Origin of the sequence: Microvirga sp. ACRRW (genome assembly GCF_022346925.1) — a bacterium.
In the GTDB taxonomy this organism is placed as follows: domain Bacteria; phylum Pseudomonadota; class Alphaproteobacteria; order Rhizobiales; family Beijerinckiaceae; genus Microvirga.
In genome coordinates this window covers 208,894-232,637 of record NZ_JAKRNJ010000002.1, presented here as the reverse complement: position 1 = coordinate 232,637, position 23,744 = coordinate 208,894, and the positions used below count along the sequence as shown (strand labels likewise).

The 23,744-nt window shown below is 62.6% G+C and carries 23 protein-coding genes; 12 read left to right on the top strand and 11 right to left on the bottom strand.

Annotated elements, in window-relative coordinates; genetic code table 11:
• The first annotated feature begins 10 nt into the window (after positions 1–10).
• The 4 genes from MHY87_RS05325 to MHY87_RS05310 all read left to right on the top strand — a co-directional run bounded on the left by MHY87_RS05325 (position 11) and on the right by MHY87_RS05310 (position 6,373).
• The gene (locus MHY87_RS05325) at positions 11–523 is read left to right on the top strand and encodes a GNAT family N-acetyltransferase (protein ID WP_239350142.1); all 513 of its coding nucleotides are present in this window, start codon (positions 11–13) and stop codon (positions 521–523) included.
• 74 nt (positions 524–597) lie between these two features.
• Entirely contained in the window at positions 598–2,013 is a 1,416-nt protein-coding gene (gene thrC / locus MHY87_RS05320) for a threonine synthase (protein WP_239350140.1), read from the top strand.
• A complete protein-coding gene (locus MHY87_RS05315) occupies positions 2,010–3,293 on the top strand; it encodes a pitrilysin family protein (RefSeq protein ID WP_239350138.1) in 1,284 nt (427 codons plus the stop codon). The genes thrC and MHY87_RS05315 overlap by 4 nt, the downstream gene beginning before the upstream one ends.
• A gap of 197 nt (positions 3,294–3,490) precedes the next feature.
• Positions 3,491–6,373 (top strand): EAL domain-containing protein, encoded by a 2,883-nt coding sequence (locus MHY87_RS05310; RefSeq protein WP_370644843.1) that lies wholly within the window; start codon positions 3,491–3,493, stop codon positions 6,371–6,373.
• 4 nt (positions 6,374–6,377) lie between these two features.
• On the opposite strand, the gene MHY87_RS05305 is transcribed toward MHY87_RS05310, so the two are convergent.
• Positions 6,378–6,989, bottom strand: a complete 612-nt coding sequence (locus MHY87_RS05305) for a YqgE/AlgH family protein (protein WP_239350136.1) — start codon at positions 6,987–6,989, stop codon at positions 6,378–6,380.
• A gap of 111 nt (positions 6,990–7,100) precedes the next feature.
• Between MHY87_RS05305 and MHY87_RS05300 the strand changes: the two genes are divergently transcribed.
• Together MHY87_RS05300 and MHY87_RS05295 are read left to right on the top strand one after the other, a co-directional pair.
• Positions 7,101–7,949: a protein-disulfide reductase DsbD domain-containing protein gene (locus tag MHY87_RS05300; RefSeq protein WP_239350134.1), complete on the top strand. Its 849-nt coding sequence runs from the start codon at positions 7,101–7,103 to the stop codon at positions 7,947–7,949.
• Positions 7,950–7,993: 44 nt separating this feature from the next.
• Positions 7,994–8,476 (top strand): peroxiredoxin, encoded by a 483-nt coding sequence (locus MHY87_RS05295; RefSeq protein ID WP_239350132.1) that lies wholly within the window; start codon positions 7,994–7,996, stop codon positions 8,474–8,476.
• A 60-nt stretch (positions 8,477–8,536) separates the two neighbouring features.
• Here MHY87_RS05295 and rnhA read toward each other — a convergent pair whose 3' ends face one another.
• The 3 genes from rnhA to ispH are packed head-to-tail and all read right to left on the bottom strand — an operon-like array spanning position 8,537 to position 10,932.
• A complete protein-coding gene (gene rnhA, locus MHY87_RS05290; protein ID WP_239350130.1) occupies positions 8,537–8,992 on the bottom strand; it encodes a ribonuclease HI in 456 nt (151 codons plus the stop codon).
• An 11-nt stretch (positions 8,993–9,003) separates the two neighbouring features.
• On the bottom strand, positions 9,004–9,969 hold the full coding sequence (locus MHY87_RS05285) for a homoserine kinase (protein WP_239350128.1): 966 nt from the start codon (positions 9,967–9,969) through the stop codon (positions 9,004–9,006).
• 3 nt (positions 9,970–9,972) lie between these two features.
• The gene (gene ispH / locus MHY87_RS05280; RefSeq protein WP_239350126.1) at positions 9,973–10,932 is read right to left on the bottom strand and encodes a 4-hydroxy-3-methylbut-2-enyl diphosphate reductase; all 960 of its coding nucleotides are present in this window, start codon (positions 10,930–10,932) and stop codon (positions 9,973–9,975) included.
• 346 nt (positions 10,933–11,278) lie between these two features.
• On the opposite strand from ispH, the gene MHY87_RS05275 reads away from it, so the two are divergent.
• Genes MHY87_RS05275 through MHY87_RS05265 form a run of 3 tightly spaced genes read left to right on the top strand, consistent with a single transcriptional unit; the run spans position 11,279 to position 15,285 of the window.
• Positions 11,279–13,132 (top strand): monovalent cation:proton antiporter-2 (CPA2) family protein, encoded by a 1,854-nt coding sequence (locus MHY87_RS05275; protein WP_239350124.1) that lies wholly within the window; start codon positions 11,279–11,281, stop codon positions 13,130–13,132.
• The gene (locus MHY87_RS05270) at positions 13,132–14,511 is read left to right on the top strand and encodes an MATE family efflux transporter (RefSeq protein ID WP_239350122.1); all 1,380 of its coding nucleotides are present in this window, start codon (positions 13,132–13,134) and stop codon (positions 14,509–14,511) included. The genes MHY87_RS05275 and MHY87_RS05270 overlap by 1 nt, the downstream gene beginning before the upstream one ends.
• A gap of 9 nt (positions 14,512–14,520) precedes the next feature.
• Positions 14,521–15,285, top strand: a complete 765-nt coding sequence (locus MHY87_RS05265; protein WP_239350120.1) for a DUF937 domain-containing protein — start codon at positions 14,521–14,523, stop codon at positions 15,283–15,285.
• A 6-nt stretch (positions 15,286–15,291) separates the two neighbouring features.
• On the opposite strand, the gene MHY87_RS05260 is transcribed toward MHY87_RS05265, so the two are convergent.
• Positions 15,292–15,603, bottom strand: coding sequence for a DUF1127 domain-containing protein (locus tag MHY87_RS05260; RefSeq protein ID WP_239350118.1), 312 nt, complete (start codon positions 15,601–15,603; stop codon positions 15,292–15,294).
• A gap of 245 nt (positions 15,604–15,848) precedes the next feature.
• On the opposite strand from MHY87_RS05260, the gene MHY87_RS05255 reads away from it, so the two are divergent.
• Positions 15,849–16,739 carry a LysR substrate-binding domain-containing protein gene (locus MHY87_RS05255; protein ID WP_239350116.1) on the top strand — a complete coding sequence of 297 codons (891 nt, stop codon included), beginning with the start codon at positions 15,849–15,851 and terminating at the stop codon, positions 16,737–16,739.
• A 3-nt stretch (positions 16,740–16,742) separates the two neighbouring features.
• On the opposite strand, the gene MHY87_RS05250 is transcribed toward MHY87_RS05255, so the two are convergent.
• Positions 16,743–17,672 (bottom strand): DMT family transporter, encoded by a 930-nt coding sequence (locus MHY87_RS05250; RefSeq protein ID WP_239350114.1) that lies wholly within the window; start codon positions 17,670–17,672, stop codon positions 16,743–16,745.
• Positions 17,673–17,833: 161 nt separating this feature from the next.
• Positions 17,834–18,427 carry a YdcF family protein gene (locus tag MHY87_RS05245; protein ID WP_239350112.1) on the bottom strand — a complete coding sequence of 198 codons (594 nt, stop codon included), beginning with the start codon at positions 18,425–18,427 and terminating at the stop codon, positions 17,834–17,836.
• 219 nt (positions 18,428–18,646) lie between these two features.
• Here MHY87_RS05245 and MHY87_RS05240 point away from each other — a divergent pair, with 219 nt between their 5' ends.
• Positions 18,647–19,120: a hypothetical protein gene (locus MHY87_RS05240; protein ID WP_239350110.1), complete on the top strand. Its 474-nt coding sequence runs from the start codon at positions 18,647–18,649 to the stop codon at positions 19,118–19,120.
• A 154-nt stretch (positions 19,121–19,274) separates the two neighbouring features.
• Positions 19,275–19,679 carry a hypothetical protein gene (locus MHY87_RS05235; protein WP_239350108.1) on the top strand — a complete coding sequence of 135 codons (405 nt, stop codon included), beginning with the start codon at positions 19,275–19,277 and terminating at the stop codon, positions 19,677–19,679.
• 441 nt (positions 19,680–20,120) lie between these two features.
• Here the strand turns inward: MHY87_RS05235 and MHY87_RS05230 are convergent, their stop codons facing one another.
• The 4 genes from MHY87_RS05230 to MHY87_RS05215 form a co-directional block, all read right to left on the bottom strand.
• Positions 20,121–20,759, bottom strand: a complete 639-nt coding sequence (locus MHY87_RS05230; RefSeq protein WP_239350106.1) for a hypothetical protein — start codon at positions 20,757–20,759, stop codon at positions 20,121–20,123.
• Between the two features lie 31 nt (positions 20,760–20,790).
• Complete coding sequence (locus MHY87_RS05225; RefSeq protein ID WP_239350104.1) at positions 20,791–22,185, bottom strand: selenium-binding family protein; 1,395 nt, start codon at positions 22,183–22,185, stop codon at positions 20,791–20,793.
• 191 nt (positions 22,186–22,376) lie between these two features.
• The gene (locus tag MHY87_RS05220) at positions 22,377–23,015 is read right to left on the bottom strand and encodes a helix-hairpin-helix domain-containing protein (protein ID WP_239350102.1); all 639 of its coding nucleotides are present in this window, start codon (positions 23,013–23,015) and stop codon (positions 22,377–22,379) included.
• Between the two features lie 114 nt (positions 23,016–23,129).
• On the bottom strand, positions 23,130–23,687 hold the full coding sequence (locus MHY87_RS05215) for a PRC-barrel domain-containing protein (RefSeq protein WP_239350100.1): 558 nt from the start codon (positions 23,685–23,687) through the stop codon (positions 23,130–23,132).
• Positions 23,688–23,744 lie beyond the last annotated feature (57 nt).

Genomic DNA, 23,744 nt, shown 5'->3' with positions numbered 1-23,744 from the left:
GGAGAGCACCGTGACCATTCCTCCCGTATCTTCCGAAGAGCTCACGATCCGGGCGACCCGCCCGAGTGATTGCGAGGCCATTGCCGCGCTTGCGAGCCTGCCCGGCTATCGCTGGGGGACCCTGCGGATGCCGCACCAGACACCCGAAGAGACACGCAAATGGCTCGAGAGCCTGGGCGCCAACAACGTCAGCCTCGCCGCCTTTCTGAACGAGCAGATCGTGGGGCATATCGGACTGACCCGCTTAGCCGGCCGGCGCGCCCATGCCGCGAATATCGGCATGGGGGTCCACGACGATCATCGCGGTCGGGGCATCGGCTCCAGCCTGCTGCGGGAAGTGCTCATGATTGCCGATGACTGGCTCAACCTGAATCGGATCGAGTTGACGGTCTATGTCGACAATGCTCCCGCCATCGCGCTTTACAAGCGGAACGGTTTCGAGGTCGAAGGCACCCACCGGAGCTTCGCCTTCAGGGGCGGCTCCTTCGTGGATGCCCATGCCATGGCCCGGATAAAACCTTGAGCCTGCGTCCGGTTGCGGCTTGCCGCAACCGGCTCATCCTCCTAATGTCCGCCCGAATTTCCAGGAGATAGACCGTGCTCCATGTCTCGACCCGCGGGGAAGCCCCCGCGCTTGGCTTTTCCGATGCGCTTCTGGCCGGCCTCGCCAGGGACGGCGGCCTCTACATGCCGGAAAAATGGCCGAGCCTGACGACGGAGACGATCAAAGGCTTTGCCGGAAAATCCTATGCGGATGTAGCCAAAGCCGTGCTCGGCCCGCTGGTGGATGGCGACATTCCCGCTGCCGATCTCAGCCGCATGATCGACGAATCTTACGCCTCGTTCCGGCACGATGCCGTCTGCCCGCTGACGCAGCTCGACGACAACCTCTTCCTGCTCGAACTCTTCCACGGCCCGACGCTCGCCTTCAAGGACGTGGCGATGCAGCTGCTCGGCCGTCTCATGGATCATGTGCTTAAAAACCGCGGCGCCCGCGCCACCATCGTCGGCGCGACCTCGGGCGATACGGGCAGCGCGGCGGTCGAGGCATTCAAGGGCCTCGATCAGGTCGACATCTTCATCCTCTATCCGCATGGCCGCGTGTCGGACGTGCAGCGCCGCCAGATGACGACGGTGGCCTCGCCCAACGTGCATGCGCTCGCGGTGGAAGGCACGTTCGACGACTGCCAGAACATGGTGAAGGCCATGTTCAGCAATTCCCGCTTCCGCGACGAGCTGCAGCTCTCGGGCGTGAACTCCATCAACTGGGCGCGCGTGGCGGCGCAGGCCGTGTACTACTTCACCGCTGCCGCCGCCCTCGGCGGTCCGCATCGCCCCGTCTCCTTCTCCGTGCCCACCGGCAATTTCGGCGACATTCTCGCGGGCTGGGTCGCCAAGAAGATGGGTCTTCCCATCGACCGCCTGATGATCGGCACCAACGCCAACGACATTCTCGCGCGCACGCTGAACACCGGCACCTACGAGATGAAGGGCGTCGAGGCCACGACCTCGCCGTCGATGGACATCCAGATCTCCTCGAATTTCGAGCGCCTGCTGTTCGAATCTTACGGCCGCGACGGCGAAGCGATCCGCCGCCTGATGGCGAGCCTCAACCAGTCGCGTTCGTTTACCATCGATGCAGGCCCGCTCGCGCGCATCCGCGAGGAGTTTTCAGCGCATGCCGTGAACGAGGCGAATGTCGCCGACGAGATGGCGCAGACCTATCGCAACACCGGTTACGTTCTCGATCCGCACAGCGCCGTCGGCACGCGTGCCGCACGCGCGCTCTTGAAGGACAAGCCGGAAGTGCCCGTGGTCGCGCTCTCCACCGCGCATCCCGCCAAGTTCCCGGATGCGGTCGAGCGCGCGACAGGCATCCGCTCCGCGCTCCCGGCGCACATGGCGGATCTGATGGAGCGCAAGGAGAGCTTCTCGGTTCTTCCCAACGACCAATCGGCCATCGAGCGCTTCATCCGCGAGCGCGCCCGCGCGATCAAAGGCGCTGCTGCATGAACGAGCATTTCGTCCGCGAGAAGCGCGTCGACATCACGAGGCTCGCCAACGGCCTGACGGTCGCGACCGAGCATATGCCGGAGATCGCCACCGCCACCCTCGGCGTGTGGGTCGGCACCGGCTCGCGGCATGAGCAGGCGCACGAGCACGGCCTGTCGCACCTCATTGAGCACATGGCCTTCAAGGGCACGGCGCGCCGCTCCGCGCGACAGATCGCGGAAGACATCGAGAATGTGGGCGGCGACATCAACGCCGCGACCAGCGTCGAATATACGAGCTACACCGCGCGCGTGTTGGGCGAGAACGTGGACGTCGCCCTCGACGTGCTGGGCGACATTCTCATCAACTCCGCTTACGACGAAGCGGAGCTTGCCCGCGAAAAGAGCGTGATCCTGCAGGAATACGCCGCTGTCGAGGATACGCCCGACGATCTGATCTACGACGCCTTCATGGAAACGGCCTTCGCGGCCCAGCCCGTCGGCCGTCCGATCCTCGGCACGCCGGACACGATCAAGAGCTTCGACCAGGATACGATCCGCGCGTTTCTCGCCCGCGAATACATTCCATCGAAGATGGTGCTCGCCGCTGCGGGCAATGTCGATCACGCGCAGATCGTGGAGACGGCGGAGCGCCTTTTCGGCGCGATGCCCGCCGCCGACATCCGTGAGCCGGAATCGGGACATTACACGGGCGGCGAGCGGCGCATCCAGCGCAAGCTCGAACAGGCCAACATCGTGCTCGGCCTGCCGGGCCTGTCGTTCAAGGACCCTGGCTATTACGGCGCGCATCTCTTTGCTCATATCCTCGGCGGCGGCCTCACGTCGCGCCTGTGGCACGAAGTGCGCGAGACGCGTGGCCTCGCCTATTCCATCGATTCCTTCCACTGGCCCTTCTCCGATTGCGGCCTGTTCGGCATCGGCGCGGGCACGGCCGGATCGGATGTGAAGGAACTCGCCAAAGTCACCCTCGACTGCATGCGTCAGGCCACGACCGACATCAGCGAGATCGAGATGATCCGCGCCAAGGCGCAGATGAAGGTGGCCCTGCTGACGGCGCTTGAGACACCCGGCGGACGGATCGAGCGCATGGCGCGCCAGCTCCTGTCCTGGGGCCGCATCGTCGGCAGCGACGAGATCGTCAAGAAGGTGGACGCTCTCGACCAGGAGCATGTGCGCGAAGCAGGCCGCCGCCTCCTGCAAGGGGCGCCGACCGTCGCGGCCATCGGCCCCATCAAGGGCCTGCCCTCCCTCGATGCCATTACGGCGGGCCTGCGCGGCTGATTTGAGCCCGCGCATTCCGCTACGTTATGTCCATTTCTCCTCAATCCCGCCGCAAAGGGCCTCCATGCGCGTGGTTAACGATAAAAACTGAGTCATGCGGACAAGTGGGGGCTGGTTAAGGCTTCGGCTTGCCCTCAAGCTCCCTGACCGGTACCAATTCGCCTTCGACTTTTGGACCGGACGAAAGAACCGAAGCGGTGCGTATCGTATCTTTCGCCATAGCCTTCCTTCTGGCGGCGTTTTTGGGGCTGGCCTTGCCAACGAGCGGCTGGGCGGTGGAATCCGTGCGCGTCGACCCCAAGGTGAAGGCCATCGACCTCACGCCCGCCATCGAGCGCTACAAGTCGGACGGCGACGAAATCCGCATCTCCACGGCTCCGGGCCGCGACGGCATCGTCCGCCGCATCGCCGTGAAGGCACGCGAATCCGGCACCCGTCCGGACTGGATCGTCTTCGCACTCACCAACGACACCGACGAGCAGGTGGACCGCCTCCTGGTCGCCCCGCATTTCCGGCTCACCAGCTCCGGCGTCATCTGGCCCGACCTCGGCGCTTCGCGCCTCGCCGCCATCACGGCGAGCCAGGGCATTCGCCCCGAACGCGATGACAGCCCGGACGCGGACGTGTTCCTCATCACGCTCGATCCCGGCACCACCGTCACCTTCGTGGCCGAGCTGCGCACCGACAACCTGCCCCAGCTCCATCTCTGGGACGGAGACGCCTACAAGGAGCGCGTGAACGGGCTGACGCTCTACAAGGGCATCATCATCGGCATCGCGGGCCTGCTCGCTCTGTTCCTCACCATCGTGTTCGTGGTGAAGGGCGCCCTCATCTTCCCCGCAGCCGCAGCCCTGGCCTGGGCGGTTCTGGCCTATGCCAGCATCGATTTCGGCTTCTTCCAGCGCGTATTTCCGATCTCCGAGGTCACCGAACAGATCTATCGCGCGGGTGCAGAGGCGGTGCTCGCGGCAACGCTGCTCGTGTTCCTCTTCGCCTATCTCAACCTGAACCGCTGGCATGTGCGCTACAGCCATGTGACAGCCTTCTGGCTCGCCTTCCTGGGCGCGCTCCTGATGCTCGCCATCGTCGATGCATCTGTGGCTTCCGGCGTGGCGCGCATGTCGATTGCTGCGGTGGCAGGCATCGGCTTCGTGCTCGTGATTCATCTGGCGACCCACGGCTATGACCGCGCCATCATGCTCGTGCCCACCTGGCTTCTGCTGATCGCATGGACGGTGGCGGCGAGCTTCACGGTGATCGGCCAGCTGTCCTCCGACCTCGTGCCCCCTGCCCTCGTCGGCGGCCTCGTGCTCATCGTCATGCTCATCGGTTTCACCGTGATGCAGCATGCCTTTGCCGGCGGCGGTTTCGCTCGCGGCTTCGTCAACGACACCGAGCGCCGGGCGCTGGCCCTCGCAGGCGCGGGCGACATCGTGTTCGATTGGGACGTGGTCTCCGACAACATCTTCGTCAGCCCCGAGATCGAGCATCAGCTCGCCCTGAAGCGCGGCGCGCTCGAAGGTCCCGCCTCCGCATGGCTCGACCTGATCCACCCCTTCGACAAGGACCGCTACCGGCTCGCTCTCGACACCGTCATCGAGCAGCGCCGTGGCCGCCTCGTGCAGGATTTCCGACTGCGCTCCTCCTCGAACGCACATCACTGGTTCCGCCTGAAGGCACGCCCCGTCATCGGCTCCGACGGCGAAGTCATCCGCATCGTCGGCACGCTGGCCGATGTGACGACCAGCAAGAACGCCGAAGAGCGCCTGCTGCACGATGCCGTGCACGACAACCTCACGAGCCTGCCGAACCGCCAGCTCTTCTACGACCGCCTCGAGGCCGCGCTGACCTTCGCAAGCCAGGACGATTCTTTGCGTCCGACCGTACTCGTGATCGACATCGACAAGTTCAAGGAAGCTAACGAGCAATCCGGCTATGCCGCCGGCGACTCGATCCTGCTCACGCTCTCGCGCCGTCTCAGCCGCCTGCTGAAGCCGCAGGACACATTGGCGCGCATCGCGGGCGACGAGTTCGCGATCATACTGCTCTCCGAGCGCGAGCCGGACCGCATCATCGCCTTCGCAGATATGGTTCGTCGCATCGTGACGACACCTGTGACTTACTCCGAGCGCGAGATCTTCCTCACCGCCTCTATCGGCATTGCCTTGCATGATCCGCAGATCGCGGCGCGGCGCGAAGAGGTTCTGCGCAACGCGGAGATCGCCATGGCGCATGCGCGCCGTCACGGCGGCGACCGCATCGAGGTATTCCGTCCTACCATGCGCTCGGATCGCAGCGACCATTTCACCATGGAAAGCGATCTGCGCCATGCGCTCGAGCGTGGCGAGATGAAGGTGCTGTTCAAGCCCATCGTGCGCCTCGAAGACCGCACCATCGCCGGTTTCGAATCCATGCTGCGCTGGGATCATCCGCGCCTGGGCCGCATCTCGCCCGACGACTTCATGTCGATTGCCGAAGAGACTGGCCTCATCGTCAAGCTCAGCGTGTTCCTGCTGGAGCAGACCGCGCGGGAACTCGCCATCTGGCAGAGCGCCCTGGAGGTCGAGCCGCCGATCTTCGCCAGCGTGAACATGTCGAGCCATCACCTCCTGCGCCACGATCTGCTGCAGGATGTGAAGACCGTGATCGCCCGTACACGCGTTCTGCCTGGTTCGCTGAAGATCGAGATGACGGAAAATCTCGTGATGGAGAACCCGGAATATTCGGCACAGATGCTGGCGCGCCTGCGCGATCTCGGCGCCGGGCTCTCCCTCGACGATTTCGGCACCGGCTATTCCGCCCTCTCCTATCTGCTGCGCTTCCCGTTCGACACGCTGAAGGTCGACGAATCCTTCGTGCGCCAGATGGCTTCAGGCAACCCGGTCATCCTGCGTTCCATCATCAAGATGGCGCATGAGCTCGGCATGGAGATCGTCGCGGAAGGAGCGGAGAGCGAGTCGGAAGCCATCGAGCTCTACCAGCTCGGGTGCGAATATGCGCAAGGCCCCGTCTTCGGTGAGCCGATGTCGGTCGCGCAGGCCCGTCAGCTCGTGGGCGCCACAACCACGGAAGCCGCGTAAAATCTCAGGCGTGGCCCGCTTCCATGGACAGCATTGCGGGCTCGATGCCGATGCGCCGCAAAGCCATCTCGTAACGGATATCGGCAGGCGTGGTGAAGATCAGCTCCGCATCGGCGGGGCAGTTCAGCCAGCCATTGGCCTGGAGCTCCATTTCGAGCTGGCCCGCACCCCAACCCGCATAGCCGAGGGCGAGCACGGCCTCCCGGGGGCCGCGTCCCTGAGCGATGGCGCGCAGGATGTCGATGGTCGCGGTCAGGCACACGCCGTCATCGATGGGCAGGGTCGATTGCGCGATATGGTAATCGGGCGAGTGCAGCACGAAGCCACGGCTCGTCTCCACCGGGCCGCCCATGAGAACCTGCATGCGCCCCACCTGTTGCGGCAGGTGGATGCGGTCCATCTCGGGCACGATCTCGAGCTGCACCAGGAGGTCCGGCATGTTCACGTTTGCGGCAGGGCGATTGAGAATGATACCCATGGCCCCTTCCGGAGAGTGGGCGCAGACATAGATCACCGCACGGGCGAAGCGCTCGTCCGCCATGCCGGGCATTGCCACGAGCAATTGCCCATCGAGGAACGGGGAGCCGGCGCCATAGGGATCTTGTTGAAAGCTCATATCTCGCAATCTGCCTTGCTGCTGGGCTAAGCCAACCCGATCACGGGATCGTGGATGGCGGACCCGAATAGAAAACGCATAAAGGAAGCGCCTCAGGGAGGCGTCAGTTCCATGACAACGACATTTCGCATTGCCGCATCAGCCATTTTCGTGATCCTGTCCTCCTTCTCCGCGTTTGGACAGTCCTCTCCCGCGTCGACCTCGGCGCAGGGGTTCCATTCGCAGGTGCGGCTTTTGTCCGGCGGCAGGCAGGGCGAAAGCTGGCTTTCCGGCATCGAGATCAAGCTCGACCAGGGTTTCAAGACCTATTGGCGCAACCCAGGCGAATCCGGCCTGCCGCCAAGCTTCGACTGGTCGGCCTCGGAGAATGTCGCCTCCGTGGAGGTGCAATGGCCCGCCCCCAAGCGCCATGAGGATGCGGCGGGCGTGGCCTATGTCTATAGCCGCGATGTCGTCCTGCCAGTTCTGGTGAAGCCCAAGGACACCGGCAAGCCGATCAAGCTGGCGCTCGCCGTCGATTACGGGATCTGCAAGGACATCTGCATCCCGGCTCATGCGGATCTGAGCGTGGCGCTCACGGAATCAGCGCCCCAGCGCGCTGTCATCGAGCAGGCCATGGCCAAGGTTCCACGGCGGCAGGGGCTTGGCGAGCAGGCAGATCTCTCCATCCTCTCGGCTGTTTCGCCCGCTGCGGGCACAACGCATTTCGTCGTCACGGTCCGCGCGCCGGCAGGCACGTCTCCCGCGCTCTTCACGGAAGGGCCGGAGAACTGGTATTTCTCGACCTCCAAGGTCGGCCCCGAGAGCAGCGCCGTGACAACGACACGCTTCTTCACCGTGACGGTGGAAGAAAAGCCGAAGGATGCATCCGGCCCAATTCCCCTCACCCTCACGCTTGTTGCGGGCGAGAAGGCGGTCGAGACGCAAGTGAGTCTCGACGCAGGCAATTCATCGCGCTAGTGAAGGCCATCATATCCTGACGGATGAGCTTCGGAGAATCATGCATGCCTATCCAGGTTGGAGACCGCCTTCCCCAGATCACCTTCCGCGTGATGACCGCGGAAGGGCCCGTCGCCAAGACGACGGACGATCTCTTCAAAGGACGTAAAGTCGTGCTCGTGGCGGTTCCCGGCGCCTTCACGCCCACCTGCCACCGCAATCACCTGCCCGGCTACGTGCAGCGCGCCGAGGAGATCAAAGCGAAGGGCGTGGATTCCATCCTCGTGACCGCCGTCAACGACGTGTTCGTCATGGACGCCTGGGCCAAGTCCTCCGGCGCAGAGGGCATCGAGTTCCTGTCGGACGGCAACGGTGATTTCGCCAAGGCGATCAAGCTGACCATGGACGGCACGGGCTTCGGCCTTGGCGTCCGCTCGCAGCGTTATTCCATGGTGGTGGAAGACGGCGTCGTGAAGGCGATCAACGTGGAAGACACGCCGTCGAAGGCGCAGGTGTCGGGCGCTGAGAACATCCTGAAGGATCTCTGATCCTTCTCAAATCGCAGAACATCAAGCCCTGCTCGCTTGAACGCGAGCGGGGCTTCTTTTTTAAGCTCGCCTCTTCTTGAAGGGCTGCATGGCGGCCACCGCCAGCTCGTCGACGCGAATGTTGATGGGATCGTCAGCGTGGCCCTTCACCCAATGCCACGCCACGTCGTGACGGGATGCGGCCTCGTCGAGCTCGCGCCAGAGATCCTCGTTCTTCACGGGCTTGTTGTCGGCGGTGCGCCAGCCGCGGCGCTTCCAGTTGTGCATCCATTGCGTGATGCCCTGGCGCACATATTGGGAATCCGTGAACAGGTCGACCGCGCAGGAACGCTTGAGCGCGTTGAGTCCCTCGATCGCGGCGCGGATTTCCATGCGGTTGTTGGTGGTGTGAGCCTCGCCGCCGGAGACTTCCTTCTCACTTCCCTTGAAGAACAGGATCGCGCCCCAGCCGCCCGGCCCGGGATTTCCCGAGCAGGCGCCGTCGGTATAAATCAGAACGCGTTCAGCATCGCTCATGCCAGGATCACTCATGCCTCGAGTCCATATTCGCGGGCGTGCTTCACATGGCGATGGAAGTGGAGCTTGCGGTCGTATTCCAGCGGGTCCTTCGGCTTCACGAGCGCGCCCGGCGGCACGTTGAGCCAGTCCACCAGACGCGTCAGCATGAAGCGCATGGCGGAGCCCCGGCACAGAACCGGCAATGCTTCGATCTCCTCAGGCGTCAAACGGCGAACGGCCTGATAGCCCGCAAGTAGCGCCTGGCCCTTCGTGAGATTGAACGACCCGTCCTGCTCGAAGCACCAGGCATTGAGGCAGATGGCGACGTCGTAGGCGAAGGAATCCGTGCAGGCGAAATAGAAGTCGATCAGCCCCGACACTTCGGAGCCGATGAAGAACACGTTGTCCGTGAAAAGATCGGCATGGATGATGCCCGACGGCAGGTCCTTCGGCCATGCACCCTGCAGATGATCGAGCTCGCGCTTTGTGCGCTCCGCCAAGCCGCCGGAAACCGTATCGGCCTGCGCTTCAGCCTGCGCGAAAAGCGGCGCCCATGCATCGAGCGAAAGCGCATTCGGCCGGTTCATCGCGAAATCCTGACCGGCGAGATGCAGCTGCGCGAGCGCTCGGCCTAGAGACTCGCAATGCTTCGCCGTGGGACGGCGCATGGCGATGCCTTCAAGGAAGGTGATGATGACGGCGGGACGGCCCGCGATCCGGCCGAGAGGCTTTCCCTCACGGTTGTTGACCGGCAGCGGGCAGTTCAGGCCTTTGTTCGCCAGATGCTGCATGAGCCCAAGGAAGAAGGGCAGATCGCCTTCCCTCACCCGCTTCTCGTACAGCGTGAGGATGTAGGAACCTTGCGTGGTGTGGAGGAAATAGTTGGTGTTCTCCACGCCCTCGGCGATGCCCTTATAGGAGAGTACCGTGCCGATATCGTAGGTTTCGAGAAAGCTTGCGAGCTCCTCGTCGCTGACTTCCGTATAGACTGCCACTGTTTACTCCGCCGCCTGCTCACGCAACTCGCGCGGCAAAGGAAAGAACACGCTCTCGTCCGCTGTCGACACGCTCTCCACCGACACCGCGTAGCGCTCGGCGAAAGCGTCGATGATCTCTTCCACCAGGATCTCCGGCGCGGAGGCGCCTGCGGTGATGCCGAGGCGGCGGATGTTTCCGAACAGCGACCAGTCGATATCGTCGGCGCGCAGGATCAGGCGCACCACGGGGCAGCCTTCCCGCTCGGCCACTTCGCGCAGGCGCTGCGAGTTGGAGGAATTGGGCGAGCCCACCACGATCATGGCATCGACCTGCGGCGCCACGCGCTTGACCGCGCCCTGGCGGTTCGTGGTGGCGTAGCAGATGTCTTCCTTGTGCGGGCCGACGATGGAAGGAAAGCGCTGCTTCAGGGCCTCCACCATGTCCTGGGTGTCGTCGACGGAGAGGGTCGTCTGCGTGACGAAGGCCAGGTTCTCCGGGTCAGCAGGCTGGAGGCGGGCAATGTCGTCCACGGTCTCGACCAGGGTCGCCGCCCCTGCGGGCAGCTGGCCCATGGTGCCGATCACTTCCGGATGGCCCGTATGGCCGATCAGGATGATGTGACGGCCACGCTTGTGGTGGACCTGCGCCTCCCGGTGGACCTTGGTCACCAGGGGGCATGTGGCGTCGATGGCGAAGAAATTCCGGGCCTGGGCCGCCTCCGGCACCGATTTGGGAACCCCGTGGGCCGAGAAGATGACGGGGGCGTTGGTATCGGGGATCTCGTCGAGCTCCCGCACGAAGACCGCGCCCTTCCGCTTCAGGTTTTCCACCACGTATTTGTTATGTACGATCTCGTGGCGCACATAGACCGGCGCCCCATGGATCGCCAGCGCCTTCTCGACGGCGTCGATGGCGCGGACGACCCCGGCGCAGAAACCGCGCGGGGCGCAGAGCAGGATGTCGAGGGCTGGCTTCGTCATGATCCCGCGATGTGGCGAGACGAGGCGCCTCCTGTCAAGCGGGAGCGACGGTTATTCGCGGGTTGGCTGCTTTGCCTCATTCAGAGAGTGCGACAGCCCTACAGTGTCATTCCCGGCCGGAGCGCAGCGGAGGGGAAGGGAATCCATAGCGCAGCGCTTGAACGTGGATCCCCTTCCCTCGCTGACGCTCGCCGGGGATGACACAACTGGTCTCGGCGCTCCCCTGTCAGACCATCCCTCCCGCAAGGGAGAAGGAATAGCGGCAAGATGCGCCAAGAAAGGCTCGCCCTCGTGGAAAAGACTCCCTAGAAAGGGTGTAACCCCCTCACGAGATTTCGATTGCCCGATGGCCAGCAGCGCAGCCTCCCACGTCAGCTTTCTTCCTCCCATCCTGACCTTCTGCGGGGCGGCGGTGATCGCCGTGCCCGTTTTCCGGTTCCTCGGCCTCTCCGCCGTCCTCGGCTATCTGGCGGCTGGGGTCGCCATCGGCCCCTCGGGCTTAAGTCTGGTCGAGGACCCTCAAACCATTGCCACGGTCGCGGAGCTTGGCGTCGTCCTGCTGCTCTTCATCATCGGGCTTGAGCTGAAGCTGTCCCACCTCTGGTCCATGAAGCGGGACATTTTCGGCTTAGGCTTTGCCCAGTTGGCCATCACCGCGCTCTGCCTCGGTGGGGCATCGCTTGCCGTGGGCCTCAGCCCCAACGCCGCTTTCGTCACGGGCATCGCGGTGGCGCTCTCGGCTACCGCCATCGCCCTTCAGATGCTGGGAGAGCGCAACGATCTCCAGACCGCTTACGGGCAGCGTTCCTTCGCCATTCTGCTGTTCCAGGACCTTTCCGTCGTCCCCATTCTCGCGATCCTGCCGCTTCTCGCCTCCGGCACGGCGGTCGAGGGAGGCTCGGTTACGGACAGGCTCCTGGCCGCCGCTGAAGCCCTTGCCGCCATCGCAGCCGTGGTTCTGGTCGGCCGATACGGGCTGAACCCGTTCTTCCGCATCCTGGCGCGCACCGGCTCCCGCGAGGTGATGACCGCATCGGCGCTGCTGGTGGTGCTGGGCGCTGCACTGCTGATGCAGGAAGTCGGCCTGTCCATGGCCATGGGCGCGTTCCTCGCCGGACTGCTGCTGGCGGAGTCGAACTTCCGGCACCAGCTGGAGGCGGATATCGAGCCCTTTCGCGGCATGCTGCTCGGCCTGTTCTTCATGAGCGTGGGCATGTCCATCGATCTGGCGCTCGTGCGTCAGCAATGGGTGCTGCTGGCAATTGCCGCCCCTGTCGTGATCATCGGCAAGACGCTTCTGATCACCATTCTCTCGCGCCTGTTCGGCGCCACATGGCGCGAAGGGCTGCGGTCCGGCACGTTGCTTTGCACCGCGGGCGAGTTCGCCTTCGTGCTCCTGCCCGTCGCCATGGCCGCAGGACTGATGTCTTCCAGCGAAGCGCAGACCGTGACGGCGCTTGCCGCCATCACCATGCTGCTCGGCCCGATCTTCTCGACCCTGGTCGAGAAGGCCCTTCTCTCGCGGCCGGAGCGCGCGGACGAACATGGCATGGACGATCTTCTCGGGCAGGAAGGCGAAATTTCGAGCCGCGTTCTCGTCATCGGCTTCGGCCGCTTCGGGCAGATCGTGAATCAAGTGCTGCTGTCGCAGAACATCAACGCAACCGTCATCGACAACAATGTGGAGCGTGTGCGCGACGCGGCCCGCTTCGGCCTGAAGATTTATTATGGCGATGGAACCCGTCTCGATGTGCTGCGCGCGGCAGGCGCCGAGAAAGCGGAAATGATCTGCGTCTGCACGGACGAGCCCGAGACTATCGGGAAGATCGCCGAGATTCTTCGCGAGAACTTTCCCAATGCCCGCAGTTTCGTGCGCGCCTTCGACCGCATTCATGCGGTCGAACTCCTGAAGATCGGCGTCGACTATCAGCTTCGCGAAACCTTCGAATCCGCCATCGTCTTCGGCCGCTCGGCCCTCGAGGAACTTGGGATCGAGGCGGAACTCGCCGCCAATTCCGCGCAGGATGTGCGCAAGCGCGATATTGCGCGTCTCTTCCTGCAGAAGGAAATCGGCAGCATGGGCGGTGCCGAACTTGTGGTGGGCGCCAAGATCGCACCCGAACCTCTCACTTCACCGACAGGCAAAGCCAAGGCATTGAGCCCGGAAACGCGCGACATCCTCGGCGAGGGAGTCGTCTGATGGACGCACAATCCGCGGAGCAGACGGCGAAGGCGCGCTCCGAGACACCGGTTTTCGTGCAAGGCTCGACCATGCGCCATGTGCTCGTGATGACCAGCACGGGCGCTGCCGGTCTGGTCGCCATCTTCATCGTCGATCTGGTATCGCTGCTCTACATCTCATGGCTCAACGATCCGAGCATGACAGCAGGCGTGGGCATCGCAACTGTCGTGATGTTCTTCTCGGTCTCCATCAATGTGGGCCTGATGATCCCCATCGGCGCGCTCGTCTCGCGCGCGCTCGGTGCGCGCCATTATGACGATGCGCGGCGGCTTGCGACCTCGGGCAGTCTCCTCATGGCTGCCATCGGCTTAGGTGTCAGCCTGATCGTTCTGCCTTTCCTGCCTCAGATCCTGGGAGCGATGGGTGCGAGCGGCAAGACCTTTCAGGTCGCGCACAGCTTCCTCTGGATTGCGCTGCCGACGAATGTGCTGATGGCAGGCGGCATGGCGTTCTCCACGATCCTGCGCGCGGCAGGCGACGCCAAGCGCAGCATGTACGCGACGCTCTCGGTTGCGGTCGTCACGGTTTTTCTCGACCCGATCCTGATCTTCGGCATGGGATTGAATTCGGACGGCGCCGCGATCAGCATCAATCTCGCGCGAGTGGCTTATCTCGGCGTCGGCTATCTTTATGTCACGCGCGCACACCGGCTGCTTGCAAGGCCCAGCCTGCAATCCGTGCTGCGCGATACGCGGCCCTTCTTCGCCATCGCCGTTCCCGCGATCCTCACCAATCTCGCGGCGCCTGCGGCGAACGCCTTCTTCACCGGCATCATGTCGCAGTTCGGCGATGAGGCGATTGCCGCTTCCGCTATCATCGACCGTGTGGTTCCGGTTTCCTTCGCGGGCGTCTTCGCATTGGCGGGCGCCATCGGCCCCGTTCTGGGACAGAACTGGGGCGCCGGACGCTATGACCGCATGCGGCAGACATTGAAGGACTCGCTGACCTTCATGGTCCTCTATGTCCTGGGCGTCTGGCTGCTGCTGTTCCTGCTGCAGACGCCTATCGTCATCGCCTTCAACGCGCCGCCGCTCACCGCCGAGCTTGTGCGCTTCTTCTGCCAGCTGAGCGGTTTCATCTGGCTTTTCATCAGCCTGGTGTTCGTGGCCAACGCCTCATTCAACAATCTCGGCTATCCCCTGCTCTCTACCTTCTTCAACTGGGGGCGGGCGACGCTGGGCATGATTCCGTTTGCCTATTTCGGCGCTCAGATCGGCGGCCCGAAAGGCGCGCTGCTCGGCATCGGCGCCGGGTCCATCGTATTCGGGATCGCAGCCATCATTACTGCGTTCTGGACAATTCGACGGTTGCAGAGGCAAGCTGTCGTTATCCCCTAGAGGGGTCGAGTGAAACGCCAAGCATTCGAGGAGCCTGCCATGTTCAACTGGTTCGATCTGATGCGACAGGCACAGACCCAAACGGGCTTCGAGGCTCTGGCTCGGCAGTTCCAGCTCACGGGCGATCAGCAGCAGAGAGCCATGGCGGCCCTTATGCCGGCCTTCATCATGGGTCTCCAGCACGCCATGACCGCCAACGACCCCAACCGCTTCCTGCAATCCCTGATGAGCGGCGGCTATCAGAACTTCTGGCAGATGGCGGGACGCGCCTTCACTCCGCAAGCTGAGCAGGAAGGCCGGAGGCTGCTCGACCAGCTCTTCGGCTCCGATGAAGCAAGCAGGCGCGTTGCGCATCAAGCTGCGGATTTCGCCGGCATCGGCGTCGAGACCATGCAGCAGATCCTGCCCCTTTACGCGGGCCTTGTTGCGGGCGGGTTATCGCATTGGATGATGGCGCAATCCCAGGCCGCCCAAACCTTCACGTCGCAAGGCTCAGGCGAGAAGCCCAAACAGGATGCGTCCAATCCCTGGATGGAATTGTGGGGCGGCTGGATGAAGGCCCCGGAGCCGGAGCGCAAGCCTGCCGCCAATCCCTTTCAGGACATGATGACGAGCTTCATGCAAATGCCCCGGCCCGAGAAGCCGCAGGAGCCCGCGCCTTCGTCATCATGGAATGAGATGACGGAAAAGGGACATGAGATGCAGATGCAATATCTCAAGTCCCTTCAAGCAATCCTCAACGAGGCCTGGGGAACCGGCTCCAAGAAAGCCTGAGTAGTCTCAAGCCCGGCTCACAAGGCGAACCACCGGTCGTGTCTGACGTACGGCCTCGGCTCGCGGGGCTAGCGGCGCACGGCGGACACATCGAACCAACACCCAGGACGGCTGGTGGTGAAGCGGCTCCGCGAGCGCGCTCACCACATCGTCCCGCGTGAGGCCGATATCCTTGAGCATGCGCTCATCGAACTCGGCAAGGTTCATGACCTCTCGACGATCCTTGAAAGCTTTCGCGAGGGAGATGAGCGCGCGCGCGAACTGACCCAGAACGGAGGTTCCGGGGAAGGTCGTGGCGGGTGCTGCAGACCGGGTCATGTCGGGTCTCCTATCGCTCTCGAGAGGCTTTCACGATCATTCAGAAAAGCCGGTGAACATTCCAAAAAGTGCCAGAGAAATGCCAAAGATCTTCCATCGATCTTCCACTGGCATTCCACCTTAAGCACTTGATATTATTAGGAAAAATATTTTCTCCTTTACAACCTATACCATTCCCCTTTCATCACTTGAAACGATTGTTTGAGATATGTATCATCATTGAAATTGATAGGGAGGAAGAAGCCATGCATTTGCTCGATATCGACCAGCTCCGGACCTTCGTGGCGATTGCCGATACGGGGTCTTTCACCCGTGCGGCGGAGATCGTGCACAAGACCCAGAGCGCGGTGTCCATGCAGATGAAGCGGCTGGAGGACCGGGTCGGCAAGACCATCTTCGAGCGCGACGGGCGTCTCTCCAAGCTCACGGACGAAGGCGAGCGGCTGCTCGATTACGCGCGCCGGATCGTGCGGCTGAACGCGGAGTGCATGGCCTCCTTCACCGACCACGAGCTGACGGGCCGCGTGCGTCTCGGCCTCCCCGACGATTACGCCGACCGTTACCTGCCGGAGATCCTGGCGCGGTTTTCGCGCTCCAATCCGAAGGCCGAGGTGACGGTGATGTGCGAGCCCACGCACAACCTGATCGAGCGCGTGCAGCACGGCGACATCGACCTTGCCATCATCACGCATGTAGACCGGCGCGGCCCGTCCGAAATCGTCCGCATCGAGCAGCTTCTCTGGGTCACGTCTGCCCGTCACGGCGTGCACGAGGAGACCCCGATTCCGCTTGCGCTAGGCCGCCCCAACTGCGACTGGCGCCACTCGGCCACGGAAGCGCTGGAGAGCGCCGACCGGGCCTTCCGCGTGGCTTATGTGAGCTATCATTCGACGGCTGTCGGCGCTGCGGTTCTCGCGGGCCTTGCGGTCTCGGTTCTGCCGGAAAGCGCCGTGCGTCCCGGCATGCGGATTCTCGGCCCCTCGGACGGCTTCCCCGCCCTGCCCTCGTGCAAGATCGGCCTCATCCGCGCGCGCGGCGAGGAGAACCCGCTCGCGGATGCACTCGGCTTCCACATCAAGCAGTCGCTCGACAATCTCGGCTCGACGCGACCCGTGTACGGTGTCGCCGCCGAGTAAGCGCTACTTCCCGGCGGGCTTTCGTAGCACCAGCACGTTGCCGATGAGCGCGAACACCACGCCGACACCGGCCAGCAGCGTCCACTGATAGCCTTCGAGCAAAGTGGACACGGCAAGCGCGATGATCGGGAACAGCACCGTCGCATAGCCTGCGCGCGCGGCGCCCAGGCGGCGCAGCAGCGTGAGATAGGCCATGAAGGCCAGCACCGACGCGCCGATGGCGAGATAGAGCAGCGAGCCGACATATTTCAGGGTCGGCTCGATGATGAAGGCATTGCCGCGCACGAGATTTAGCGTCAGCAGCACCGCGCAGCCATAGGTCATGCCCCAGGCAGTGGCGGACAGAAGCGGCACGCCGCGGCGCTGCACGACCGTCGAGATCATGTTGCCGGAGCAGAAGAACAGCGTGCCCATCACGCAGAGTCCAAGCCCCTTCAGCGCAGCCGCGTTGAAGCCCGCGCCCGTGATCTCCGGCCAGAACAGGAGCCCGATGCCGGCAACGCCGATCACGCCGCCCAGCGCCACGCGCGGTTCCACCTTCTGCCGGAAGACGATGAAGGCGAGCACCAGGTTGAACACGGAAGCGAGCGAGAACACCACGGAGAGCAGGCCCGACGGCACGCTCAATCCGCCGTAATAGAACGAGATGAAGTTGAACGAGAACAGGCAGCAGCCCACGGCCGCGAAGCGCAGGTGATCGGCAAGCGGAAAGCGCACCTGATGGCCGCTGACGAGCACCCAGCCCCACATGAGCACGGCCGAGAGCAGGAAGCGCCACAGCACCGACATTTCCGGCGCGACGACGCCGAGCTGCGCGCGAATGCCGATCCAGCTGACGCCCCACAGAAAGACGGTGGCGGCATAAAGCCCGAGGGTGGTTCCATCGAAGCGCTTGGCGTCCGGCGCGGACAGCGTGGCAGTGGCCTGGGTCATGGCAATATCTCGAAGAGTCTCAAGCTGCTTCGATTACGCCCGATGGGTCATTCGCACAAATGATGAAATGTCATCGGTTTCTGCCGGAACGGTGATGAAACGTTCCATGAAACGCCCCGGCTCACCCCTGAAACTGCTTGAAAACGGCATGAAACGGCGTTTCAACATTGCCCCGTCACCCGGCAGCGGGTGAGATAGTAAGTCTCCCCCGCCAGAAACTCGCCCCACACTCTCCAACCCACATAGCGGCTGGTCGGCGTAGGCGAAGGCTCCGCCTCGATCCCGAGATGCCGTGCAATCGCCATGGCCCGACGCATGTGCAACGGATCGCTGACGATCAGCACGCGCTTGATCCCGTGCTGCCGTAGAAGCGGCAGCGCGAAGGCCAGATTTTCCTGCGTGGTGCGAGAGGCCTCCTCCAGCAGGATCGCTTCACGCGGCACACCCTGCCCCATGCTCCATTCCCGCGCAGCCTGCGCTTCCGTCAACCGGTCGCCCGGGCCACGCCCACCGGTCATCACGAGCAGACGCACATGCCCCGCACGAAAAAGGTTCACCGCATGGCGGATGCGCTCCTCGAACACAGGCGATGGCCTGTCCGTATAGACCGCAGCGCCCAGCACGATAGCTGCATCCGCCGGCCCATCGCTGGTGCGGGTGGAATAGAGCGCGATTTCCGCCATGGCGCCGATCCCGGCAACCATGAGCAGCGCTGGAACGAGCACCACCGCTCTCTTCAGTCTCCGAAAACGCATTGGCCTCTTTCTTGTCGCATCCGCCCATGATCGCAGGCACTCCCCGACACGTCACCTCGAACCTTGACTGTTTCCTCACATACGGCATAATGTTCTTCTTTTGTTCTTATCGTGATTGCCATGCCCTTTCATTCATCCCTCTCCCCTTTTGAAACCGACGCCCCTGCGAAGACCTCGAGGGGTTCCCGCGAGAAGCTTCCCACTGCCTGCGTTGCCGCCATGCGCGAACTCGTGGAGGGGACCACGTGGCCCTATAAGCGCATCGCCGGGGAGATCGGCGTCTCGATCACCACAATCTCGCGGTATGTGACGCAGGAAGGTTGGCGGCGTCCGCCGGGCGCTGCGGTTCCGGCCCGCACAGGCAGCTATCGCGAGCGGGTCACGCAGAAGCTCTGGAGGCTTACCGAGCGCCATGCGGACGCCCTCGAAGACATGCCTGTGGAACTCACTCAACGCTCTCTCCAACCGCTGGCCCGTCTCACCCGCGTGCTGGGCGATATCGAAAAGCACAACCCGCCGCCCGCGCCGCAACCGCAGCGCATGGAATCCGCCTACGACGAGGACGAACCGCCGCCGCGCACGCTCCACGAATTGCGTGACGAACTCCAAGCCCATCTCGACCGCATCATGGAAGAGGAAGGCTATGGCTGGGAGGTGCGGGAATGGTGGTTTGAGAGCGGCGGAGGTATCTAGCTTTTTATCCCCTGTTTGCATCCTCAGAATCTCTGCAGACCGCTCGCAGCTTGTAAGTCTAGCTCGGCATTCGAACAGTGCATGGCCTGTTGTTGCATCGCTGAATATATGGTAATAATGTTATGTAAAATTATAGGCTTCGCGGGGCTATATCGTGCGTCGTTGGATAATCTTTCCGGTTCTGTTGGCGTTTGGCGCCTCGTTCTCACCTTCCATCGCTGAAGAGCGAGCCATCAATAAAACCGTGGTTTCGGGGAAAACCCTGAAAGTCACGGCCGCATATTTTGTCAACCCTGATTGCTCATCGCCCGAACGCCCAGACATAAGGTTCATCTCGAGTCCATCCGGCGGCACGATTTCACTTAAAAAATCGATCGACTTTCCGAGATTCCCGGAATCCAATCTTCGGTTTCGCTGCAACACGAAGAAGGTTTCTTCCCATCAAATATTCTATCAGCCGGCGCGCGGGTTCATTGGGAAAGACCGCTTTTCATTCAAAGTCATCTATCCGGACGGGCATGTTGTCACCAACAATGCCACGATAGACGTTATTGAATAGAATCCGCGATGGGGAAGCGGGAGACTGAAAGTGACTCCCCTTTGCCAAGCTCTGAATCGCACAAACCTTCTAGCTTATTGATCCGAAGGACGAGCTGCGCTGGGGTTGGGAAAGACTGCTCACGCCGATGACTCAGAAATGAAATGTGTCCTAATTGTCGGATGCCCTGGGCCGGGCGCTTGGTTGCGCTATTCCCACAGCATCGTCTCAAGGCCGAGAGCTTAAGACCTCATCTATCGTCCCGGCAATCGGGACCAACCCTAAGGTTTGTGCTGTGCGCGACTGGCTGGCAGCAGAAATTCGGCATTTTCTCGCCGGTGCCGTTCCTTGATCATCTCGGAAACCGAGCGGCAGATATCCGCGACGGCGCTGTTCCGAAGGAGACCAGAAGCATCTGCACAAGCATGGGATGCGCTTATGAGGTGCACTGAGATTCTGACGTCATCCTGCCAGGAGAAAGATGCCGCCTCCCGCCAAGGCAAGGCTCCAGAGAATATCCAGGTTGATCCAGCCCCGTCTTAAGAATGCGAGCCCTTGATCATAGACGATTAGGCTGACGCCTCCGATGACCGCCATCATTGCTCCCGTGTGAACAGCGAGCGCCGCGAATGAGATCGGAACTGAGGGCGAGGCGGCAAGTTCGACGCCAGTCCCCGGCGTAACGCATAGCGACAGAAGCGCGGGGATCAGCATGAAGCCGGCCCCGTGAGCACTGGCCATCATGAAAGACCACAAGGCCAGACCGGCCAGGCCCGTCTGCATCCCGATGCGGAGAGGAGTGCGGTGGCCGGTGAGAAGGTGTGTCATCGCCCAGACGATGAGAATGATTCCCGCGCCGCGGCCGAGAAACGTCGCATCCACGACCGTTCCGAAGACGATCACCGCCAGCAGAACCGCGCCCACCGCGAGAGCATGACCGAGGGCGATGGGCACAAGGGCCATCAACACAAGTCCCCGGCTTCGCCGATGAAGACCTAGCGCGGCGACGAACAGCCAACCCATGGCTGGATTCAAACCATGGAACGCGCCGAGCCCCGCAAGGGCCAGCCAGGGCCAGAGAGCGGACGAGATCGTGTTCATCCCATGTCACATGTCAGAGGTGCGGCGCCCTTTACGGGTAACAATAAGAATCCGATGAGCAGTCGCCGCCTTCAAGGCGGACCTGGTGCGGCCGGTGCCCCTTGGGCCACTCGATGAAGAAGTCCTCATCGAACGAGATGCCGCCCTCCGGGTCCGCATTCAGCTTCACCATCCAGCCCTCGAAGCCGCGATGATAGAACTGCGTGTCGATGGGACCGTAGAGCGAGTTGGTAAAATACACCCGCCTTCCGTCCCGGCTGATTTCAACCATCTGCGGGCCACCTGTCAGATGTCCGTTCCTGGCCTTGGGATGAGAGGCGCGCGACACGATCCCGCCGATCCGCACTTTGCCGGTGAGCTTGGGGTTCAACGGGTCGGAGACGTCATATTGCTGGAGATCGCCCGTGCCCCAGCATGACACATAGAGAAACCGGTCATCCATAGAGAGGTCGATGTCGGTCACGAGCGGCGGCACCGCGCCGAATCCCTTCAGTATGTCCGGCAAGTCATCCGCGCTGGCGGGCTCGGCCGGGATGGTGATGATCTTCTTGACCGCCCACCGATCGCCCTCACGATACCAGGTCCAGATCGAGGAGGAGAGATCCTTCAGGCTGATCACGCAGTTGACGAACCCGTAGGCCTTCGTCGGGTCATGCGCCGGGCGGAGCTCGAACACGAGCTGATGCTCCTCGCCGAAGTCGATTTCCTGCAGATGCTTGCGCTTCAAGAGATCCCAGAAGTGGAGACGCCGGCCATATCGGGAGCCGAGCAGAACTTCCGGCACGAGGCCGTTCTCGAAGGTGTCCGGCGTTCCCCACTCACTCGTCACCAGCGTGTCGTATCCCAGATGCCACCAGCCGTCATAGGCAAGCTGTTGCGGTCCCCGATCAACTTCCCAGCGCCCGAGCGGTTCAAAGCTCTCGTGATCCATGATGAAGATACCGCCGGGCGCCTTGCCCTCGGCGTTGCCCAGGGCCGTGACGTAGATGCCGTCCGGCCCGCAATGGATCGTGTGCGGCCGGGTATAACCGGTCCGTTCGGCAATCACCTCGGGCTCAATCACCTTCACGATGGTGGGGTTGCGCGGATCGGGTTTGGTATCGAGGATGTGGATGCGCGACGAGCGCAAGCCCGGCACCACCAGGTAGCGCCTTTCCACATGCGGGTGAGGCATGTTGGGGCAGAGACACGACGAACAGGCATTCCATCCGAAGTGATGCAGTTCATCGCCGGTGTTGGGCATGGCGACTGATCCGACAATCTGCGCATAGGACGGAGACGCCGGATCGAGATCGACGACGGCAATGCCGTCGGGTTGCTGCCGATCCGGATCGAACATGGCCACATAGGCCAGCGTCTCGGGCGGCGCCTTCTCGGCCAGGCGCGGGGATGGATAGAAACTCGGATCTGGCTGCCAACGCATCACGACACCCTCCCTGATCGCCCCTGGGTCGACGGCAAGTGTCTTTATCCAAGTATCCTTATTATTGTGCGGATCTCGACATCATATCCCATCCCACAGCATGTGTCGCGTCCAACCTCGGCAACTCCTACGCCGGTTGCGCCAATCTTCCGATGACGCGAAGCAAGGATTGAACCGATACACCGGCCCTACACTCACTCCACCGTCACCTGATCCTTGATCTTCTCGTAGACCGAGCGGCGAACGATCTGGCGCTTGACCAAATCCTCCACCGAGGCGTAGGGGCGGCTTCGAATGATGGCGCGACCGAGCGCGCCTGCGTTGCGCAAAGAATTGAGCTCTTCGAGCGATCCCTTGTTGAGGTCGACGAGATCGCTGTCCGCAGCGGGTTCGGTGGCGGTGCTTGCCACATTCACGGCGCCGGTCATTTCAGGGTGAGACGGCTCGGCTGCAACAGCCTGTCCCGCGACGGATGTTTCCACATCGCTGTTCGGAGCGGCACTTGCGGTATCACGCAGGGATCCAGGCGCGCTTTCCTGCACGGGCGCTTCCGGGACACCGGCGGAAGCCGGTGCGGCTGCGGATGAATCCGCGCTTACAACCTGTACAGATGAGGCCTGATCCGGATGGTCGACGGAAAGTGGCGCGGTTGCATTGTCGTTGTGCTCAAGGGCCGCAAGGGTTTTCTGCGCGACACTGGGATCTTCCACGGATAGGGACAGAGCATAGCCGCCTGCCGCGGCGAAAACGACGACGATGACAGCGCGCAGCAACTGAAAAGCAACGATGCCTCGTGACTTGATGGGCGCTCGAGAGAGATTGCCGATCTGCATGTTTCACACCCGCATATTGTTGCGTCGACGAGCGACGAAGGCAAAACGCTATTCATGCGATATGGCGGATCGGTGGCAAACAATTCTCAGGTTATAGCGTTGGCGCACATGACTTTAAGGGCGATTGAGCCAATAGTTCTGCAGCTCGCGTTCGCTGTCCTTGTCGAACCTGTCCCTGCGCTCCTCCGCGAAGACGGGCGCACCGCGCAGCTGCTCTTCCGTGATGTCGGTGTGATAACCTTCGAGCTCCTTGTCGTAGGTGAGCTTGTCCCACGGAATGGTGTGATGATGGGCGCCCATGCCGAAAAGGCCGCCGAAGGTCACATCCACATAAAGCACGCGCCCGCTCGCCTTCTCGATGATGAGTCGCTTGATGGTGCCGATCTGCTCGTTGGTAGGGCCATAGACCGCCGTTCCCTCCACACGGTCGCTCTCGATGACGGACCGGGGTGGTGCCTGCTTGAGAGGGCCTGAGAGATAGAAGCCGTTCTCCAGGATGCCGGCGGCGACCACCGCGCGGCTGACATCGAGGTTCCATTCTTCGTTCGGACCGATCTCTCGGGCCAGGATCCAGGGGCCGTATTCGGCCGGGAACATCGAGGCCCTCGGCTCGTCGGTATAACCGCGCAATCCGGGCATGCTCGCGGCCTGGAAGACGAAATAAGTTCGCATGACGGCCTCCCTGCGCAAGGTGCGCGGCTTTTGATTCCCTCACACCTTCCGCTAATG

Bases quoted from the DNA above. Each gene is read 5' to 3' on its own strand.
- MHY87_RS05270 (WP_239350122.1), top strand. From the start codon at position 13,132: ATGGACGCACAATCCGCGGAGCAGACGGCGAAGGCGCGCTCCGAGACA.
- MHY87_RS05215 (WP_239350100.1), bottom strand. From the start codon at position 23,687: ATGCGAACTTATTTCGTCTTCCAGGCCGCGAGCATGCCCGGATTGCGC.
- MHY87_RS05250 (WP_239350114.1), bottom strand. From the start codon at position 17,672: ATGACCCAGGCCACTGCCACGCTGTCCGCGCCGGACGCCAAGCGCTTC.
- MHY87_RS05255 (WP_239350116.1), top strand. From the start codon at position 15,849: ATGCATTTGCTCGATATCGACCAGCTCCGGACCTTCGTGGCGATTGCC.
- MHY87_RS05230 (WP_239350106.1), bottom strand. From the start codon at position 20,759: ATGAACACGATCTCGTCCGCTCTCTGGCCCTGGCTGGCCCTTGCGGGG.
- MHY87_RS05260 (WP_239350118.1), bottom strand. From the start codon at position 15,603: ATGACCCGGTCTGCAGCACCCGCCACGACCTTCCCCGGAACCTCCGTT.
- MHY87_RS05275 (WP_239350124.1), top strand. From the start codon at position 11,279: ATGGCCAGCAGCGCAGCCTCCCACGTCAGCTTTCTTCCTCCCATCCTG.
- MHY87_RS05305 (WP_239350136.1), bottom strand. From the start codon at position 6,989: ATGAGCTTTCAACAAGATCCCTATGGCGCCGGCTCCCCGTTCCTCGAT.
- MHY87_RS05315 (WP_239350138.1), top strand. From the start codon at position 2,010: ATGAACGAGCATTTCGTCCGCGAGAAGCGCGTCGACATCACGAGGCTC.
- MHY87_RS05240 (WP_239350110.1), top strand. From the start codon at position 18,647: ATGCGCGAACTCGTGGAGGGGACCACGTGGCCCTATAAGCGCATCGCC.
- MHY87_RS05220 (WP_239350102.1), bottom strand. From the start codon at position 23,015: ATGCAGATCGGCAATCTCTCTCGAGCGCCCATCAAGTCACGAGGCATC.
- MHY87_RS05245 (WP_239350112.1), bottom strand. From the start codon at position 18,427: ATGCGTTTTCGGAGACTGAAGAGAGCGGTGGTGCTCGTTCCAGCGCTG.
- MHY87_RS05300 (WP_239350134.1), top strand. From the start codon at position 7,101: ATGACAACGACATTTCGCATTGCCGCATCAGCCATTTTCGTGATCCTG.
- ispH (WP_239350126.1), bottom strand. From the start codon at position 10,932: ATGACGAAGCCAGCCCTCGACATCCTGCTCTGCGCCCCGCGCGGTTTC.
- MHY87_RS05295 (WP_239350132.1), top strand. From the start codon at position 7,994: ATGCCTATCCAGGTTGGAGACCGCCTTCCCCAGATCACCTTCCGCGTG.
- rnhA (WP_239350130.1), bottom strand. From the start codon at position 8,992: ATGAGCGATGCTGAACGCGTTCTGATTTATACCGACGGCGCCTGCTCG.